16 protein-coding genes and 2 pseudogenes are annotated in these 18,370 nt (G+C 71.8%); 5 read left to right on the top strand and 13 right to left on the bottom strand.

The annotated features are described in order from the left end of the window. Nucleotides 1-70: 70 nt before the first annotated feature. Both CLT75_RS31985 and CLT75_RS31980 read right to left on the bottom strand, forming a co-directional pair. Entirely contained in the window at nucleotides 71-1,300 is a 1,230-nt protein-coding gene (locus tag CLT75_RS31985; RefSeq protein WP_135243782.1) for a PP2C family protein-serine/threonine phosphatase, read from the bottom strand. A gap of 62 nt (nucleotides 1,301-1,362) precedes the next feature. After that, entirely contained in the window at nucleotides 1,363-1,908 is a 546-nt protein-coding gene (locus tag CLT75_RS31980; RefSeq protein ID WP_135243781.1) for a GNAT family N-acetyltransferase, read from the bottom strand. Nucleotides 1,909-1,959: 51 nt separating this feature from the next. On the opposite strand from CLT75_RS31980, the gene CLT75_RS31975 reads away from it, so the two are divergent. After that, entirely contained in the window at nucleotides 1,960-2,802 is an 843-nt protein-coding gene (locus CLT75_RS31975) for a YhjD/YihY/BrkB family envelope integrity protein (protein ID WP_135243780.1), read from the top strand. Between the two features lie 9 nt (nucleotides 2,803-2,811). Here CLT75_RS31975 and CLT75_RS31970 read toward each other — a convergent pair whose 3' ends face one another. Further along, the gene (locus CLT75_RS31970; protein WP_135243779.1) at nucleotides 2,812-3,981 is read right to left on the bottom strand and encodes an alkaline phosphatase PhoX; all 1,170 of its coding nucleotides are present in this window, start codon (nucleotides 3,979-3,981) and stop codon (nucleotides 2,812-2,814) included. 106 nt (nucleotides 3,982-4,087) lie between these two features. Further along, nucleotides 4,088-4,507 (bottom strand): 50S ribosomal protein L7/L12, encoded by a 420-nt coding sequence (locus CLT75_RS31965; protein ID WP_135243778.1) that lies wholly within the window; start codon nucleotides 4,505-4,507, stop codon nucleotides 4,088-4,090. 124 nt (nucleotides 4,508-4,631) lie between these two features. Here CLT75_RS31965 and CLT75_RS31960 point away from each other — a divergent pair. From CLT75_RS31960 to CLT75_RS31950, 3 genes and pseudogenes are all read left to right on the top strand, one after another. Continuing rightward, nucleotides 4,632-5,318: pseudogene (locus tag CLT75_RS31960) on the top strand (phytoene desaturase family protein); the annotation flags it as partial. Between the two features lie 5 nt (nucleotides 5,319-5,323). After that, nucleotides 5,324-6,880, top strand: a complete 1,557-nt coding sequence (locus CLT75_RS31955) for a recombinase family protein (RefSeq protein WP_135243777.1) — start codon at nucleotides 5,324-5,326, stop codon at nucleotides 6,878-6,880. Between the two features lie 202 nt (nucleotides 6,881-7,082). Further along, nucleotides 7,083-7,751: pseudogene (locus CLT75_RS31950) on the top strand (phytoene desaturase family protein); the annotation flags it as partial. A gap of 4 nt (nucleotides 7,752-7,755) precedes the next feature. Here the strand turns inward: CLT75_RS31950 and CLT75_RS31945 are convergent. Together CLT75_RS31945 and CLT75_RS31940 are read right to left on the bottom strand one after the other, a co-directional pair. Next, nucleotides 7,756-8,394, bottom strand: a complete 639-nt coding sequence (locus CLT75_RS31945; RefSeq protein ID WP_167797022.1) for a TMEM175 family protein — start codon at nucleotides 8,392-8,394, stop codon at nucleotides 7,756-7,758. Nucleotides 8,395-8,502: 108 nt separating this feature from the next. Next, entirely contained in the window at nucleotides 8,503-10,083 is a 1,581-nt protein-coding gene (locus tag CLT75_RS31940; RefSeq protein WP_013284613.1) for a Rieske 2Fe-2S domain-containing protein, read from the bottom strand. A 248-nt stretch (nucleotides 10,084-10,331) separates the two neighbouring features. Between CLT75_RS31940 and CLT75_RS31935 the strand changes: the two genes are divergently transcribed. After that, nucleotides 10,332-10,556 (top strand): hypothetical protein, encoded by a 225-nt coding sequence (locus CLT75_RS31935; protein WP_013284612.1) that lies wholly within the window; start codon nucleotides 10,332-10,334, stop codon nucleotides 10,554-10,556. A 78-nt stretch (nucleotides 10,557-10,634) separates the two neighbouring features. Here the strand turns inward: CLT75_RS31935 and CLT75_RS31930 are convergent, their stop codons facing one another. The 7 genes from CLT75_RS31930 to rpsB all read right to left on the bottom strand — a co-directional run bounded on the left by CLT75_RS31930 (nucleotide 10,635) and on the right by rpsB (nucleotide 18,099). Continuing rightward, a complete protein-coding gene (locus CLT75_RS31930; RefSeq protein ID WP_030269900.1) occupies nucleotides 10,635-11,864 on the bottom strand; it encodes a DivIVA domain-containing protein in 1,230 nt (409 codons plus the stop codon). A 22-nt stretch (nucleotides 11,865-11,886) separates the two neighbouring features. Then, on the bottom strand, nucleotides 11,887-13,032 hold the full coding sequence (gene rlmN, locus CLT75_RS31925; protein WP_135243775.1) for a dual-specificity RNA methyltransferase RlmN: 1,146 nt from the start codon (nucleotides 13,030-13,032) through the stop codon (nucleotides 11,887-11,889). A gap of 104 nt (nucleotides 13,033-13,136) precedes the next feature. Then, nucleotides 13,137-14,450: a phosphatidate cytidylyltransferase gene (locus CLT75_RS31920; protein ID WP_135243774.1), complete on the bottom strand. Its 1,314-nt coding sequence runs from the start codon at nucleotides 14,448-14,450 to the stop codon at nucleotides 13,137-13,139. A gap of 254 nt (nucleotides 14,451-14,704) precedes the next feature. After that, nucleotides 14,705-15,262, bottom strand: coding sequence for a ribosome recycling factor (gene frr, locus CLT75_RS31915; protein WP_135243773.1), 558 nt, complete (start codon nucleotides 15,260-15,262; stop codon nucleotides 14,705-14,707). 86 nt (nucleotides 15,263-15,348) lie between these two features. After that, the gene (pyrH, locus tag CLT75_RS31910; protein WP_013284607.1) at nucleotides 15,349-16,116 is read right to left on the bottom strand and encodes a UMP kinase; all 768 of its coding nucleotides are present in this window, start codon (nucleotides 16,114-16,116) and stop codon (nucleotides 15,349-15,351) included. 157 nt (nucleotides 16,117-16,273) lie between these two features. Continuing rightward, complete coding sequence (gene tsf, locus CLT75_RS31905) at nucleotides 16,274-17,101, bottom strand: translation elongation factor Ts (protein WP_030269902.1); 828 nt, start codon at nucleotides 17,099-17,101, stop codon at nucleotides 16,274-16,276. A 128-nt stretch (nucleotides 17,102-17,229) separates the two neighbouring features. Continuing rightward, the gene (gene rpsB / locus CLT75_RS31900) at nucleotides 17,230-18,099 is read right to left on the bottom strand and encodes a 30S ribosomal protein S2 (protein ID WP_013284605.1); all 870 of its coding nucleotides are present in this window, start codon (nucleotides 18,097-18,099) and stop codon (nucleotides 17,230-17,232) included. Nucleotides 18,100-18,370: the final 271 nt, after the last annotated feature.

Raw genomic sequence — 18,370 nt, 5'->3', positions numbered from 1 at the left:
TCAGGGTTGCCGCGATGCCACCACTTCGGCGAACCGGTGTCGATCACGCCTGCGGCGCCTCCTCGTGAGGCTACGAGGGCGCGATCGTTCCGTCGGGCGCGGTGAGGTGCTCCAGGTGCCCCAAGGGCAGATGCGAGGGCTGCCACTCCAGGAACAGCGCGGTGGCGTCGTCGTCGAGCTGGTCCTGCTGGTAGGCGAGGACGGCGCGCACCAGCCGGCGCATCGTCTCCGGGCTGGGCAGCCGCTCGTTGAGGGAACGCTCGACGAAGTCGACGAGCCGGTCCAGCCCGAACCGTTCCCCGTCGTCGCCCCGGGCGTCGGTGATGCCGTCGGTGTAGGCGAGGATGCGGTCGCCCGGATGCAGCGCCTCCTCGTGCGCCCGCGGGCGCCGCGTCGACAGGTTGCCCAGCCCGAGCGGCAGCGCGGTCGGTCCGGGCAGTGCCCGGACGGCCTTGCCGTCCCGCAGCAGCATGGCGCCGGGGTGGCCGGCGTTGATGATCCGCAGCACGCCGGTCCGCCGGTCGAGTTCGGCGAGCAGCGCGGTCGCGAACAGGCCGGGGTGTTCGGAGCGGACCCACCTGTCGATGCTGATCGCCGTGTCGACCAGGTCGAGACCGGTGCGCCGGGCGTTGCGGTACGCACTGACCACGAGCGAGGCCATCGCGCTCGCCTTGATCCCGTGCCCGCAGGTGTCGAAGAGCCCGACGCTGAGCACGTCACCGTTGAGCGCGTAGTCGAAGATGTCCCCGCCGACGTCGTAACACGGTTCGAGGATGGCGGTGATCACCAGTTCGTCCGTCGCGAAGGTCAGCGGCGGCAGCAGCCCCCACACGGTCTCGGCGGCGACCTGCATCGGCAGGCGACGGCGGATCCGTTCCACGACGTCGCCGTAGAGCCGGCGGTTCACCAGGACCTGAGCGACGGCGACCGCCACCTCCCAGGCCGGCCGGTCCAGCGCGGGGTCGCCGGCGCGCGACGACACGATCTCCAGCGCCCCCAGCCGTTCGCAGCCGAGCAGCAGGGGCACCCAGAGCCGGTCCGGGCGGTCGGGAGCGCGCTGCACCTGGAGGCCGGTGAACGCCCGGCCGGCCAGCGTCGTCTCGATCGTGAGCTCGTCCCGAGGCGCGCCCGCGCCGACCAGGGGTACGAGCGAGGACTGCGTGTAGTCGGCCAGGTAGATCACGATGTCGGTGGCCCCGATGGCGGGCGCGACCCGGTTCACCAGGAGCGACAGGTCGTCCGGGCCGCCCCGGGCGGCGTGGAGGTGCAGCCAACGCGCTGCGTCGCCACCGTCGACCATCCGTGCCTCCCCCGTGTCCCCACCACCGTAGGAGGCCGAGGGCGAACTGCCAACGGCACGGCTCAGGCGGGGCGCTCCAGGACGAAGGTCTCCAGTTCGACCCCGCCGTACCAGTCGGTGCGCACGCCCGCGTGCGTCATGCCGAGGCGCCGGGCCACCGCCATCGACGGGTCGTTCCCGGCCATCACCACCGCGTACACCCTCGGGGTGCCGGTGGCGAACTCGCGTTCCAGCACCGCGCGGGCCGCCTCCGTGGCGTAGCCGCGGCCCTGGGCGTCGGGGTGCAGGTGCCAGCCGACCTCGATGTCGTCGGTCAGGGTGACGCCGTCGCGTCCCGGCAGCGGTTTGAGCAGGATGCTCCCCGCCACCGGCCCGCCGTCGCGCGGCTCGATCGCCCACAGGCCCCACCGGCCGCCGTACGGAGCCCAGCGTTCGTGCCACATCCGGACCCGCTCGCGCGCCTCGGACGGGTCGGTCATCCGCCCCTTGCCGCCGCCCAGCCAGCGCATCACCTCGTCCCGGGAGTAGATGTCGTAGACCCGGGCCAGGTCGTCCGGCGACTCGGTCCAGTCGCGGAGCACCAGCCGGTCGGTCGTGGCGATCGTCATGCCGCCGGATCGTAATGCGTGGCGCGGGGTCGTACGGGGAACGACAGGGCGATGGGCGACGGGTGGGAACGGACCAGGCGGATCACGGCTGCGGCGTTCCAGCCGGTCCGCGGCCGGGACCTGTCGCTGCACGCCGCCGCGATCACCTTCTACGGCGCGATCGCCGTGGTGCCGGTGGCGCTGCTGGCGATCTGGCTGACCGGGCTGCTCGCCGGGGCGGACCGGGTGCGGCGGTTGACCGGGTACGCGATCGACACCTTGCCCACCGAGATCGGCGCGCACCGGGCGGCGGCCGCGCTCGTCGAGGCCGGGCTGGGGCTGACCCCGCTGCTGGCGCTGGCGTCGCTGCTGCCTGCCTCGCTCTACGGGGAAGGGCTGCGCCGCGCGTTCGTCTCGGTGGCCGAGCCGCGCGCCGAGTCCGGTGCGCTCGTCGGCTGGCGGGGCCGCCTGCTGCTGCTCCCGCTGCTGGCGCCGGCCCCGGTCCTGCTGCTGTCGATCCTGCTGGGGCTGCCGCTGACCACCCGCCTGGTACGCCAGGGCGGCTGGGTCGGCGCGCTCGGCGTGGTGCTGTCGTTCCTGGCGGTGTGGCTGGTGCTCACGCCGGTGCTGATCTGGGTGTTCCGGGTGGTCGGCCCGGCCTCCCCGGACTGGCTCGTCACGGTGGCCCTGGGCTCGTTCACGGCGGCGAACCTGTCCGGTTTCCTGCACGGGTTCGTGCTGTTCTGCTCGCTGCCGCTGGACCTGGGCGTGCCGTTCGGCGGGTTCGACGAGATCGGCGGCGGCGTGGCGGTGCTGCTGTGGCTCTATCTGTTCCACGTGATCGTGCTGTCCGGCTACTCGGCGACACTGGCGGCGAGCCGGTGGCGGGCCGCCCGGGTGGCGGCCCGCGCCTGACGGCTGCGGTCAGCGCCGGAACGGGCCCCGTACCTCGTACGTGATGCCGCCGGTCCCGGCCCGGGCACCGCTGGTGCCGCGCTGCGAGGAGAAGTAGAGGCGACTGCCGTCCGGGGAGAACGCCGGCCCGGTGATCTCCGACTCGGACTGCCCGAGCAGCCGCAGGAACGGGGTCACCACACCGGCCGGCGTGATCACGTTGATCTCCATGTTGCCGCCGTCCTCGGCCACGTAGAGGTCGCCTCCGGCGGTGCCGGTGATGTTGTCGACGCCGGTCAGCGGCGCGGCACCGGTCGGCACCAGCGAGTCGTCGTACGCGAGGTCGAGCCGCTGGTTCACCGCGTCGTACGCCCACACCCGGTTGTCGCCCTTCGTGGTGAACCAGCAGGTGTCGTCGGCGTACCAGCAGCCCTCGCCGCCGTCGAACGTCTGCGCGGCGCCGACCTGGTAGCGGGTGGGCACCGGGAACCCGTCGCGGTCCGGCAGGTCCCGCCAGGTCACCGGCCCGGTCACCTGGCCGTCCGGGGCGCAGAGCACCTGCACCCGGCCGGTGCGCAGGTCGCCCCAGGTGTCCGGGACGAACCGGTAGAAGCAGCCGTCGCCCTCGTCCTCGGTCAGGTAGACCACCCGCCGCACCGGGTCGCAGGCCGCCGCCTCGTGCTTGAAGCGGCCCATCCGGGTCCGCTCCTCGCCGGACCGGCCACCCTCGGGCCAGGTCTCGAAGACCCGGCCCAGCGGCACCTCCTCGCAGGACAGCCACGTCCCCCACGAGGTCGGCCCGCCCGCGCAGTTGACGTTCGTGCCGCCGAGGATCCGGTACGCGGCGGCGATCGCGCCGTCGGCGGCGAACCGCACCGCCGAGGCGCCGCCGACGAGCGGCACCTCCGAGTTGGAGACGTAGATCCAGCCGTCGCCGGCCGGGAAGCAGGCGCCGCCGTCGGGCGCCGGGTGCCAGGTGTACGAGGTGCCGACGACCCGCTGCCCGGACCGCGCGATCACCCGGCTGGTGAAGCCGGCCGGCAACTGGAGGGCGTTGGCGTCGGCGGCCAGCAGGTCGCCGTACGGGCCGGGACCGGGCTGGGCGGGCTGGGCCGGGGCGGCAGCGGCGGCCCAGAGGCCACCGGCGAAAGCGGCGGCGCCACCGACGGCGGTGGCACGCAGCACGGTACGACGATCCATCGGGGGTGACCTTCCCGGAGGCGGTGGGTGTCCCGTCGACGGTAGGACGAGAAATGCATCGACCACCGCCACTATAGAGTGAACGCGGGGTGACGGCCGTCCGGCGTCAGAGCCCTTCGACGTACCGCTTGGCGTCGGCGAGCGACATGTGCGTGTGCTCGCGCACCACCTTGATCGCCTGGATCTTCTTGCCCCGGTACAGCAGCCGCGCGGCCTCGGCCCGCACTGCCTCGTCGACGCCCTTTCCGGGCGCCGGGGGGCCGGGCGACCAGGATCCGCCGGCCGCCAGCGCGTCCACCGCCCGCTTCGCGTCCAGCAGCGACAGCCCGGTCTGCTCGCGCAGCACCTTGACCGCCTCGACCGTACGCCCCGCGCGGGCCAGCCGGAGCACCTCGGCCTGCCCGTCGCCGGCCCGGCGGTCCGGGGCGACCAGGTCCCGGGGACGGTCGCGCCGCAGCACGAGCAGGAGGAGGAGCACCACCACGACGAGCGCCACCGCGAGCGCGATCTGGACAGCCGGGGACATGCCGGGAACGGTAGCGCCCCGCCGCGAACCCTCCCGCGCGGGACCCGTCGCCGCTACGCTCCGCGGCATGAGCGAACGCACCGAGCGAAGCGAGGGCCGTGAGCGCATGCCCAGCCGGCACGCCATGAGCGACGCGAGTGAGCTGCCGTCCCGCGCCGACGTCGTGGTGGTCGGCGCCGGGCACAACGGCCTGGTCTCGGCGATCCTGCTGGCCCGCGCCGGCCTGGACGTGCTGGTGCTGGAGGCGTCAGGCGTGATCGGCGGGGCGACCCGCACCGAGAACCCGTTCCCGAAGGTGCCGGGGCTGCGTCACTCCACCGGGTCGTACCTGCTCGGGCTGATGCCGCCGGAGCTGCTGGCCACGCTCGACGTGACCATCCCGGTGCTGCGCCGCGACCCGCACTACTTCCTGCCCACGCCGGGCGGGCTCGGCTCGCCGTACCTGCTGGCCGGCAGCGACGTGGCGGCGAGCCGGCGGCAGCTCGCGGAGATGTTCTCCCCCACCGACGTCGCCGCCGACGACGCGCTGCACGCCGAGCTGGCCCAGCTGCGGGAGGATCTCGCCCCGGCGTGGCTGGCCGAGCCGCTGCCGGTCGAGGAGACCGCCGAGCGTTACGTGCGGCCCGCGCTGCGGCAGGTCTTCGTCGACCTGGTACGCGGCTCGGTGGCCGACCACCTGGCCCGCTTCGACTTCCGCTCCGAGCTGCTGGTCAGCATGTACGCGGTCACCGACGGCCTGTCCGGGCTGAACGCCGGCCCGGACGACCCCGGCACCGGGCACAACTTCCTGGTCGGCAACTGTGGCAAACTGTTGACATGGCTTCCCCCTTGCAGAGCGGGCCCACCGGCCCCGTGACCGCCGTTTATGTACGCATCTCGATTGATACCGAGGTGTCCGTCAGCCTTGAGGCTCAGGAAGCGGAGTGCCTAGCCCTCTGCGAGCGCAACGGCTGGACCGATGTTGAGGTGTACCGGGATGAGTCCCGGTCGGCTAGCAACGCTCAAAAGGTGCGGCCCGCGTACCGGCAAATGGTTGCCGACGTGAAAGCGGGCAAGGTTGCCCGGATTGTGTTCCGTGATGATGACCGGCTTGTGCGGCAGCCTATCGAGCTTGAAAAGCTCATCTACGTTCTTGAGGAACGGGGCGTGCCGCTGTATTTCGCTCACGGCAGCCTGTTGGATCTCACTACTCCCGAGGGTCGGCTAGCGGCCCGTATGGGTGCCGCTATGGCCCGTGCTGAGGTGGAGAAGAAAAGCAAGCGGCAGAAGTCTTCTAACCGGCAGCGTGTCGCCAACGGTTCCCCGGTGGGGACCGTTCGGCCCCTTGGCTATCAGCGGGCCCGGAAGAACGGGGTTGCCACGTTCACGATTGTTCCGGCGGAAGCGGAAGCTATCCGGTGGGCCGCTGAGCATGTCCGTACCGGGGGGACGCTGATGAGTGTTGCCCGGGAATGGACGTCCCGGGGAATCGTGGCCCCTAAGACGGGGAAGCCGTATACGTGGATGGCGGTTAAGGGTGCGTTGACGAACCCGTATCTTGCGGCCCGGATTGCCTACCAACCCACCAGTATTCTTACGGCCGGTCAGTCTGACCGGGCCCCGAAATACCGGGTTGAGACTGTGCCCGGCAATTGGGAACCTATCCTGTCTTACCAAGAGTGGACGGACCTTGTTGCGCACGTAACCCGGGTGCGTCAGGCCACGGGCAACAATGTGAAGTACCTGGGTGGCGGTATCTACGTTTGTGGCATGTGCGGGCAGCCTGCCCGCAATAATTGGACCCGTACCCGCACCGGGGCTAAGAAGCGGGTTTACCGTTGCGCTGAGAAGTGTTGGCAGCTTAGGGCGGAACAGATTGACGCCTACGTGACTGCCACGGTGGTTGAAATGCTGACGGCTGAGGATTTGGGCAACGGTGACGGCCAGGGGCCCACGGTTGACCGGGATGCGTTGGACGCTGAGCGGCGGGAGCTTGAGGGGGAGCTAACCGCGCTTATGGACATGTTCAACCGGCGGGCCCTCACGGTGTCTCAGCTTGAGCAGGGCAACCGGCGCATTCTCGACCGGTTGGCTGAGATTCAGGATGCGCTAGCGGAGCCTGAGCCGGGAACGCTGCCGGAGATTGTGCCGGTGACGGTAGAGCAGTTTGAGGCTCTGACGATTGAGCAACGGCGGATGCTGGTGAAGGCGGTTACTAGTTCCGTTCGTATCTTCCCTGCGGGAAACGTGGTGCTGCCGCCTACGGCGGTTTACGTGCACGTCTATGACCGGCGGGGACGGCTGCGGCCGTTGCCGACTGACGCTGACACGGTGGCGATTGCTGAGCGGCAGGAAGCGCACGCTTCCCGGTACGGCCAGGCTGTCAGCGTCTAGCCCTCTGAGAGTGGCCCTGCGGCCCCGGTGGCACCCCACGGTGCCCCGGGGCTTTCTGTTGCCGCACAACGGTTCTAGGGCCCCTGGCGGGCCCGTTCCGTGGCTGACGCGAGATCCGCCCCGTTGGGCCGTGCGACCCTGACTGCCCACCAGGGCGACGGCGGGCCCGGTGGCCGAGCTGGGGCCGCATAGGGCCCCGGTCCTCCCGGCGGAGCTGGGCGCGCGGATGGCGGCGGTCCGCCGCCCCGGCACCACGCTCAAGCTCAACCTGGCGCTGACCGGGCTGCCGCGCTTCTCCTGCCTGCCGGGCGACGCGCCGAGCCCGTTCGGGTCGACCATCCACCTGCTGCCCGGCTCGGCCTCGCTCGTCGGCGACGGCGGCGAGTCGCCGATGGCGGCGCTGCGCGGCATGTGGGCGGACGTGCGGGCCGGGCGGCTGCCGGAGGAGCCGACGATCGAGTGGTACCTGCACACCACAGTCGACCCGTCGCTGTCCGACGAGGCGGGGCACCACTCGTCGGCGTTGTTCGTGCAGTCGGTCCCCTACGAGCTGGCCGGCACCACCTGGGAGGCGGCGCTGCCCGGCTACGTGGAGCGGCTGCTCGCGATCTGCGAGCGGTACGCACCGGGCGCCGGTGACCTGGTCGCAGACGCGGTGCCGCTGCCGCCGCCCGGCATCGAGGCGCACTTCGGCATCACCGGCGGGCACATCCACCACGTCGACAACACGGTGTCGTTCACCGACCGGATGCCGTACGCCACGGGGGTGGACGGCGTGTACGCGGGCAGCGCGGGCTGCCATCCGGCGGGCAGCGTGATCGGCGCGGCCGGGCACAACGCGGCCCGGCGGATCCTCGCCGACCTGGGCTGAGTCCTCACGGCGTCTCGGGCGCCTCCTGGCCGGCGGGCGGGAGGTCGCCCGGCCCGCGCACCAGGTAGACGCCGACAAGCAGCAGGTACGCCAGCAGGCTCAGCACCGGGTCGACGAACACGATCGCGAACGCCACCAGGTAGAGCAGCGGACCGAGGCGGAACCGGCGGGCCACCGCCCGCGCCAGCCTCGGGTCCAGGCCCGGTTGCAGCAACCCGCGGCGGCGCGCCCACCACCAGCTCAGGTTGAAGAACAGCGCCTCACCGAGCACCACGCCCGCGTACAGCGCGGCGGTCAGCCGCTGGTCGCCGACGGTGCCGCGCAGGTTGTCGGCGAGCAGGTCGGCGGTGAACGGGATCGCCGCCACGAACATCAGCAGCAGCAGGTTCAGCACCAGCAGCATCTGGTCGACCCGGCGGACGTAACGCCACATGTTGTGGTGGGTCAGCCAGACCTGGCCGACGATGGCGAAGGTGATCACGTACGCCAGGTAGGCGCGCCACTCGTGCCGCAGCGCGGCCGGCAGCCCGTCGTCCTGTGGGGTGTCCGGGTCGAACGACAGCAGCTCGACGGCCATCAGGGTGAGCACGATGGCGATTACCGCGTCGCTGAACGCCTCCACCCGGGAGGCGTCGCGCGCCATCTCGTTGCCGCGCCCGAACCGGTACGCCGGTTCCCTGTCCGCACCCGTCACGCCGCCCCCTCCCGACCGATGGTCGCGTGCCGAGGGCGGCGGACGGGGCGGAACTCGTCAGATGGCCGCTTCCCCGGCCGGCGCCGGGGTCTCCGCGTCGGCGCGGTGCGCGCGGATCTTGTGCCCGACGCTGGTCAGGCAGCGCCCGCTGGCCAGGTCGAACTTCCAGCCGTGCAGCTGGCAGGTGAGCTGGTCGCCGTCCACGATGCCGAACCGGCTCAGGTCCGCCTTCAGGTGCGGGCAGCGCCGCTGCACCACCCAGCCGTCAAGCGTGATGTCCTCGGCGTCGACCGCACGCTCGTGCTCGTCGTACCAGCCCTCGGCGTACTGGAGGCGCTCCTCGGACAGGCACTTGAAGAAGGCGTAGACGAACTCGTTGTACTGGCCGATGCGGGCCGCGGAGAAGCGGCAGGAGAGGAAGAGGGAGTTGACCCAGTCCACCTCGCCGATGTGCAGCAGGTGCTCGATCAGCGCCCGCTCGGTACGGAAGCGGTAGCGGACCTTCTCGTCCGCGTACGGCCGGACCTCCTTGCCCGGGAAGTCCACCACGATGGATTCGACGCTCTCTCCGTCGTAGCCGACCAGGTCGAAGCGGACCGGCCCGCCGACGCCCTTGGCCAGGTAGATCGACTCGTCGAGCAGCGGCTCGATCCGGCGCTTCATCTCGCCGAGCACGTCGACCTCGGGGTGCCGCCAGGACGCCTTCTCGGCCTCGATGACGCCGCGCTTGCGCTCCCGCATCTCCTCCAGGTGGGCGACCTTGTTCGCGAAGAACTCCTCCACCGGCACCGGGTGCGTGGTGGTCGCGCCCTCGGTGGTGATCTCCGAGACGCTGCCCGGCAGCAGCACGATGCCGTTGGTGCCGCCGACCTTGGCGTACTCGGCCAGGAACACCGACTGGTCGGGGAAGATGTTGCCCTCGTCGCCGAAGATGTCGTTGAACTGCCACAGCTCGTCGTCGAGGAAGCACGGCGGGCCGGCGATCGGGAAGACGTGGTCGGCCTTCAGGTCGTCGATGTAGCGCCAGGTGCGGTCGAACTGCCGGTCCCGCTTCTGCTTGCCGAACGCGGTCTTCGCCGCCTGCGGCAGCTCGTAGACCATCGGGTACCAGATCGCGCCGGAGAACTGGAGCATGTGCGCGTGCACGTGGCCCAGCTCGGCGAACACGCTGAGGTCGGTCGGGCGGGCGTCGTTCTGGTTGAGCAGCCGCACGCCGTCGTACTCGACCCAGAGCGACGAGTCGCCGATCGGGCCGTCGGTCGGGCTGGTCAGCGCCTGGATCATGATCTTCAGGCCGCCGGGCAGCTCCACGACCTGCTCGTTCGGGGCCTTGAGGAACTTGGTGAAGCCCAGCTCCCGGAACTCGTCCTCCATCTCCGAGGTGGGGAACTCGGGCAGCAGGACGGTGGCGTCCTTCGACACGAAGTCCCGCAGGTGCTTCGCGTCGAAGTGGTCCCGGTGCAGGTGCGACACGTACAGGTAGTCGACCTGGCCGAGGGTCGCCCAGTCGAGCAGGGAGTTGTCCGGGAAGGGGAACCACGAGGCGAAGTAGGCGGGGTTGACCCACGGGTCGCACAGGATGCTGCCCGCGGCCGTGTCGATCCGCATGCTGGCATGCCCCGTACCGGTCACTCGCACCGCAGTCCTCCTCAAAAAGGCATCAAGGTGTACGTCAAGACGCTACCGGAGGCAGTGTGCTCGCCGTCCCGCGACGCCGGTAGTGGCCATCCGCCCCCACCGGTACGGGACCAACGACCCGGGCCGCGCCGCCCGCCCGCTGTCGCCCGCCCGGGTCATCCCCGGCACAGGAGGTCGGACCCTGCGCCGGGCCCGGTTGGGGCCGTGCCAGACTGATCGGAGATCCGATCGCGAGGGAAGGACCGACAGTGGCAGGAGACGAGCCGGTAACCGCGCCAGATCAGCACAAGCCCGGACACCGCAAGTCCGGACGGATCGGTGCGGTGCTGTCGGCGGTGGCTTTGGTACTGATGGCGCTCTGCGGGATCGAGGAGGGCCGGGTGGAGCACATCTGGCTGTTCGGGATCGCCGGACTGCTGATCGCCATCGTCATCGGCGACGCCGTGCTGCGCCGCAACGGCCTGCGGTCCTGACGCGCGGCGCCCACGGTAGTGCGCGAAGGGCCCGCCCCCTCACCGGGGGCGGGCCCTTCGTCGTCTCGGGAGGCGCGGTCAGCGGCCGAGCAGGATGTCCTGCACGTCCTTGAGCGCCGCGTCGACCTCGGCCTCGAAGTAGCCACCGGGCACCAGCCCGAAGCGCAGCGTGTCGAGTTCCTTGGGGTTCACCGGCATCGGGTTGCGCCCCTGCATGCCGCCGAGCAGCGTCTCGAAGAACCGGTCGACCTGGTCCGGGTCGTACCCGCTGCCGAACCGCCGGACCTGGAAGCTGCGCCGGATCTGATCGACCCGGTGCAGGTCGCTGCCGGGCGGGCCGGCCATCGGCGGCCCCACCATCGGCGGACCGGCGACCGGCGGGCTCACGAGCGGCGGGCCGGTCATCGAGGGGCCCGGGCCGTAGCCCTGGTCCGGCGGCCCGTAACCCGGGTCCGGCGGGCCGTAGCCGGGCTCCGGTGCGCCGTAGCCCTGCTGCGGCAGCGCCGGCGGGCCGCCGGGGCCACGGCCGCGCAGCTCACGCTCGGGCATGCGGATCTCGGCGGTCATGTCGGCACGGGCACGCCGGCCGGCCTCGAACCCGTCGAAGCGCTCTTCCTGGCCGTACCCACCGGGGCCGCTGTCCGGGGGACCGTAGCCGCCCGGGCCGCTGTCCGGCGGACCGTACCCACCGGGACCGTTGTCCGGCGGGCCGTAACCGCCGGGGCCGCTGTCCGGCGGACCGTAGCCGCCCGGGCCGGGCGGCAGGCCGCGCGACGGCGGGCCGCCGTGTCCCATCGGCGCGCCCGGGCCCATCGGGCCGGGGCCACCCGGGCCGCGGGGGCCGTCGTAGCCACCGCGCGGGCCGTCGTAGCCACCGGCGAACGCGCCGGTCGGCTCGTCGTAGCGGTTGCCGTACCGGTCGGCGGGCGGGCCGGGCTGGGCGGGCATCTGCCGGGGCGGCATCGGCGGCTGCGGCACCGGCGACATGCCCCGGTCGTCGCGCATCGGCGGGCCGAGCCGGTCGGCCATCCGGGGGTCGCCACCGCGTCCGGCCGGCGCGCCACCGCGCTCCTCCAGCTCGGCGAGCTGCCGCTCGACCCGGTCGAGGTGCAGGTCGACCTGCCACTCGTCGTAGCCGTTGAACCGGACCCGGAAGACGACGTCGTGGACCTCCTGGGAGGCCACGGGCGCGCCGATCGGCTGGCCGTCGAGTGTCGCCTCGACCCGGTCCAGGAAGGCGTCGACCTCGTCGACCTTGTAGCCCCGGCGGAGCGCCTTACGCCGGAAACGCTGACCCTGACTCGCCACTATGTCTCCTGGTCTCGTACCGCTACGCCGTTGCCGCGCGTGAGTCGCCGTCCGTGTCCCCGGCGGCGGCGAGCTGCCCACAGGCCCCGTCGATCTCGCGTCCCCGGGTGTCGCGCACCGTGGTCGACACCCCGGCGTCGCGCAACCGCCGGACGAACTCCCGCTCGACCGGCTTCGGGCTGGCGTCCCAGCGGCTGCCCGGAGTCGGGTTGAGCGGGATCAGGTTCACGTGGGCCAGCTTGCCGGCCAGTAGCCGCCCGAGCAGATCGGCTCTCCACGGCTGATCGTTCACGTCCTTGATCATCGCGTATTCGATGGACACGCGACGCCCCGTCGTGGCCGCGTAGTCCCACGCCGCGTCCAGCACCTCGGACACCTTCCAGCGCTGGTTGACCGGGACGAGTTCGTCGCGCAGCTCATCATCGGGGGCGTGCAGCGACAGCGCAAGGGTCACCGAGAGGTCTTCGCTGGCCAGTCGGCGGATCGCCGGCACCAGACCGACGGTCGAGACGGTGATGTGCCGCTGCGACAGGCCCAGTCCCTCCGGCGCCGGGGCGACCAGCCGGCGGATCGCCGCCACCACCCGCGAGTAGTTGGCGAGCGGCTCGCCCATGCCCATGAACACCACGTGCGACAGCCGCGGCGGCGACCCGGACACGGCGCCGGAGGCGGCCACCCCGGCCAGGTAGACCGCCTGGTCGACGATCTCGGCGGTGGACAGGTTGCGGGTCAGCCCGGCCTGGCCGGTGGCGCAGAACGGGCAGGCCATGCCGCAGCCGGCCTGGCTGGAAATGCAGACGGTCACCCGGTCCGGGTAGCCCATCAGCACGCTCTCCACCAGCGAGCCGTCGTGCAGCCGCCAGAGCGCCTTGCGGGTCGCGCCGTCGTCGCAGGCCAGCTCGCGGACCGGGGTGAGCAGCGTGGGCAGCAGCTCACCCGCCAGCCGCTCCCGGGTCGCGGCCGGCAGGTCGGTCATCCGCTCCGCGTCGCGCACCAGGCGGCCGAAGTAGTGGTTGGAGACCTGCTTGGCGCGGAACGCGGGCTCACCCAGCTCGGTGACGAGCGCCTGCCGGCCCGGCAGGTCCAGGTCGGCGAGGTGGCGGGGAGGCATCGCGGGCCGGCGGCCGCGGGCGTCGGGGTCTACGGAGATCAGCGGAAGACTCGTCATGGCGCGTCCAGTCTGACACGCTCCCGCCCGGACGCACCCGTCCGTACGTGTCGAATCGCCCCCGGCCACCCGGCCCGCAGCGGGTCGCCGCCGTGACGCATGCCTCAGTTCACCACCGGGACGAAGACGGCGAGCAGCAGGTACGCCACCGGCACGGCGAACAGGATCGAGTCGAGCCGATCCATCAGACCACCGTGCCCGGGCAGCAGGTTGCTCATGTCCTTGACGCCGAGATCCCGCTTGATCATCGACTCGGCGAGGTCACCGAGCACCGCCGAGACCGAGATCGCCATCCCGAACAGCGCACCCCACCAGGGGGCCACGTCGAACAACGCCCACAGCAGCGCCGCGCTGCCCGCCGCCGCTGCGGTCACCGAGCCGGCGAAGCCCTCCCAGGACTTCTTCGGGCTGATCGTGGGCGCCATCGGGTGCTTGCCGAACGACACGCCCGCGGCGTACCCGCCGGTGTCGGAGAGCACCACCGCCGCCAGCGTCACCAGCACCCGCAGTGCCCCGTCGTCGGGCGCCGCCGCGAGCATGGCCGCGAACCCGGCGAGGAACGGCACGTACACCGCGATCAGGGTGGCCGCGGTCAGGTCGCGCTGGTAGTTGCCCGGCCCGTCGCCCAGCCGCCAGATCATCGTGCCCAGCACCGTGACCAGCAGGCCGAGGCAGAGCGCGTCGGGGCCCGCGTACCAGGCCAGGCCCACGGTGATCACGCCACCGGCGACGAGCGGCGCCAGCGGCGGGTGGGCGCCGCTGCGGCGTACCGCGCGGGCCATCTCCCAGATGCCGATCCCCACAGCGGCCGCGAGCACGGCGAGGAACGCCGGCATGAAGAAGAACAGCGGCACCACGACCGCCGCGCCGAGAGCCACCCCGACGCCGATAGCGGCCGGCAGGTTGCGCCCCGCCCGGGACGTCTTCGGCGCGGTGGTCGGCGGACGCTCGGCGCTCGCCCGTCGGCGTCCCGGCCCGCGGCGGCCGGCCGGCGGCTTTGAGGCGGGTTCGTCGCGTACCGCCGGGATCTGCTCGGTGGGCTCGTCGCGCACCGGCGCGATCTGCGCGGTCGGGTACTCGTCGTCGCGGGCGGGCTCGCCCCACGGGCCGTCGTGGTCCGGCCCGGCGGGCCGCCCACGGTCGCCGGCCGGCGGTCCGTCGTACCGGCCCGGGCCGTCGTGGTGCCGCGAGGTCGTCGGGTACGGCCCGGCGTACGTGTCAGATCCGGCGTACGTGTCCGGACCGGCGTACGGGTCCGGGCGGGCGTAGGTGTCCGGCTCGGTGGGGTGGGTGTGCGCGGCCGGGCCGGGCCGCCAGGGGCCGGGCTCCAGGTCGGTGTCCGGCCAGGGCAGGGCCGGGGCGGCCGGGCGGTCCCAGCCACGCGACTCGGTGTTGCCGTAGGGGTCGGGGTGGGACATCACGCACCGGCAGCCGGTACGAGAGCCACCACATGACGCAAGACCAAGACCATCCCCTACCGGCGTGAGACTTCCTGTTGACCGACCGACGGCCGGGCGACTCCCGCCGTTCACCCCGTGGTGGTCGGGAATCGTGCCGAGCCTACTGCACCCGCCGCGGCCGCGAGGGTGTGCGCCGCCGGGCACGACGACGGCACCGGGCCGCCGCCCGGGCGGGCGACGGCGGCGCGGTGCCGTGCGAGGTACGCGGGTGCTCAGACCTCGAGCAGCTCGCTCTCCTTGTGCTTGACCAGCTCGTCGACGGTGGCGACGAAGCGCTGGGTCAGGTCGTCCAGCTCCTTCTCCGCGCGTCGGCCCTCGTCCTCGCCGACCTCGCCGTCCTTGACCAGGCGGTCCAGCTCCTCCTTGGCCTTGCGGCGGATGTTGCGGACGGCGACCTTGGCCTCCTCGCCCTTCTGCCGGGCGACCTTGATCATGTCGCGGCGCCGCTCCTCGGTCATCTGCGGCAGGACGATGCGGAGCTGGTTGCCCTCGTTGTTCGGGTTGGCCCCGAGGTCCGAGTCGCGGATCGCCTTCTCCATGGCGCCCAGCTGCGAGTTGTCGTACGGCTTGATGATCACCATGCGCGGCTCGGGCACCGCGATGGACGCCATCTGCGGCAGCGGGGTCGGGCTGCCGTAGTAGTCGATGACGATCCGGGAGAACATGGCGGCGTTGGCGCGTCCGGTACGGATACCGCCGAACTCCTCCTTGGCGTGCTCGATGGCACGCTCCATCTTCTCCTCCGCCTCGAGGAGGGTGTCGTCGATCACCGGTCTCCTCGCCTCCTTCTGTCGCTCGTCGTGTGTGGTGCGGGTGCTGCCGTGGCAGAGGGACCGCTGCCGGTCCGGCGGGCCGGTCAGGCGGTGATCAGGGTGCCGATCTTCTCGCCGCCGACGGCCCGGACGATGGTGTCGTCGCCCTGGGCGCCGAAGACCAGCATCGGCAGGCCGTTCTCCATGCAGAGGCTGAACGCGGCGGCGTCGGCCACCCGCAGGTTACGGCGCAGCACCTCGGAGAAGGTGATCGAGTCGAGCTTGCTCGCGGTCGGGTCGATCCGGGGGTCGGCGGTGTAGACCGCGTCCACGCCGTTCTTGCTCATCAGCACCACGTCCGCGCGGATCTCCAGCGCCCGCTGGGCGGCCACCGTGTCGGTGGAGAAGTACGGCATGCCGGCGCCCGCGCCGAAGATGACCACGCGGCCCTTCTCCAGGTGGCGGATCGCGCGCAGCGGGATGTACGGCTCGGCGACCTGGGCCATCGTGATGGCGCTCTGCACCCGGGTCTCGATGCCCTCCTTCTCCAGGAAGTCCTGGAGGGCCAGGCAGTTCATGACCGTGCCGAGCATGCCCATGTAGTCGGCGCGGGCCCGGTCCATGCCGCGCTTCTGCAGCTCGGCGCCGCGGAAGAAGTTGCCGCCGCCGACCACCACGGACACCTGCACACCGCGGCGTACCACGGTGGCGATCTGGCGGGCGATGCCCTGCACGACGTCGGGGTCGACGCCGATCGCGCCGCCGCCGAAGACCTCACCGGAGAGCTTCAGCACCACCCGGCGGGACCGACCGGGCGGAGGGGCGGTCGGGTCCTCCGCCGCCAGGCTCCGGTCACTCACAACCTGCGTCATCCGCCCCGCCCCTTCTCCCCGCGCATCGCGCGAGCGTCGCGTACGTGCCCCTGCCGACCCTATGTGACGAGGAGGCCGCGGTGCCTGTCGCGTACACCGGCGGCCTCCTCGTCGACGTTCTCCCCTGCGCCCGGGCCGGACGGCCCGGTGCGGCGGCTCAGGCCTGGCCGACCTCGAACCGCAGGAAGCGGGTCACCTCGATGCCGGCGTCGGCCAGCACCTGCTTGACGGTCTTCTTGTTGTCAGCGACCGACGCCTGCTCCAGCAGGACGAAGTCCTTGAAGAAGGCGTTGACCCGGCCCTCGACGATCTTCGGCAGCGCCGCCTCGGGCTTGTTCTCCTCGCGGGCGGTCTGCTCGGCGATGCGCCGCTCGGACTCGACGGTCTCGGCCGGCACCTCGTCGCGGGTGAGGTACTTCGGCCGCATCGCGGCGATCTGCATGGCCACGGCGCGGGCGTCGGCGTCGGCCGCTTCGTCGCTCTTGCCGGTGAACTCGACCAGCACGCCGACCGCCGGGGGCAGGTCCTGGCTCTTGCGGTGCATGTAGACCGCGGTGGTGCCGTCCAGCTTGGCGAAGCGGTTGAGCACCAGCTTCTCGCCGATCTTGGCGGACTGCTCCTGGATCAGGTCGGCCACGCTCTTGCCGTCGATGCTGCTGGCGAGCAGCTCCTCGGCGTTGGTGGCGCCGCTGGCCACGCCGTGCTCGACCAGCTGCTGGGCCAGCGCGATGAAGGCGTCGTTCTTGGCGACGAAGTCGGTTTCGCAGTTGAGCTCGAGCAGCGCCTGGCCGGAGTGGGCGATCAGGCCGTTGGCGGCGGTGCGCCCGGCCCGCTTGCCGACGTCCTTGGCGCCCTTGACACGCAGGATCTCGACGGCCTTGTCGAAGTCGCCCTCGGCCTCGGTCAGCGCCTTCTTGGAGTCCATCATGCCGGCGCCGGTGAGGTCGCGGAGCTTCTTGACGTCCGCGGCGGTGAAGTTGGACATGACTCTCTCTTCGGTGTCAGTGAGGTGGTCTGGGGTGCTGGTTACCCGGTTCCGGGCCGGTTCTGCCCGGCGTACCCGTCACGTCCCCACCGCCGGGAATCGCCGACGGTGGGGACGCGACGGCGAGATCACTCCGCGGAGGCGGTCGCCGGCTGCTCGGCGGCAGGCGCGGCCGGCTCGGCGGCGGCGGCGGGCTGCTCGTCGGCCTTCTTCGGCTCCTCGAGCAGCTCGCGCTCCCACTCGGCCAGCGGCTCGTCGGCGCCGACCTGGCCAGCCTCGGGCTTCTCGTCCGCGCCCCGGTTACGGCCGGAACGGGCGATCAGACCGTCGGCGACGGCGGCGGCCACGACCTTGGTCAGCAGCTCGGCCGAGCGGATGGCGTCGTCGTTGCCCGGGATCGGGAAGTCGACCTCGTCCGGGTCGCAGTTGGTGTCGAGCACCGCGATCACCGGGATGCCCAGCTTGCGGGCCTCGTCGACGGCGATGTGCTCCTTCTTGGTGTCGACGATCCAGACCGCGGCCGGGAGCTTCTGCATGTCCCGCAGACCACCGAGGGTCTTGGTGAGCTTGATCTTCTCGCGGGAGAGCTGGAGCGTCTCCTTCTTGGTGTAACCGGCGGCGGTGCCGCTCAGGTCACCCAGGGCCTCCAGCTCCTTCATCCGCTGCAGCCGCTTGTACACGGTCTGGAAGTTGGTCAGCATGCCACCGAGCCAGCGGTGGTTGACGTACGGCTGGCCGACCCGGGTCGCCTGCTCGGCGATGGCCTCCTGGGCCTGCTTCTTGGTGCCGACGAACAGGATGCTGCCGCCACCGGCGACGGTGGTGCGGACGAACTCGTACGCCTTCTCGATGTAGTCGAGCGTCTGGCGCAGGTCGATGATGTAGATACCGTTGCGCTCGGTGAAGATGAAGCGCTTCATCTTCGGGTTCCAGCGGCGGGTCTGGTGCCCGAAGTGCACACCGCTTTCCAGCAGCTGACGCATGGTCACGACGGCCATGGTGGGTTACTCCTACGTTGTCCCTGGTTGTCCGTCCAGCCGGCGGCCGGACGCCTGGCGCCCGATCGCCGGCCAGGGTGGGCCCGATACGTCAGACCGGGACCAGGGAGGCCGTCGCCCCACGGAGGAGACCGTGGAGAGGGCACGCGAGGTCGACCGCGCGAGGCGGTCGCCAGTCGACCAGTGTACGCGCCCTCTCCGCTGTACGACCTCCGGGTGCGGAGGCCGGCGTGATCGACTCCGGCGCGGCCTTGATCGACGCCAGGTGCGC

This window comes from Micromonospora sp. CNZ285 (assembly GCF_004637285.1).
This window is presented reverse-complemented; position numbering and strand designations above follow the sequence as displayed.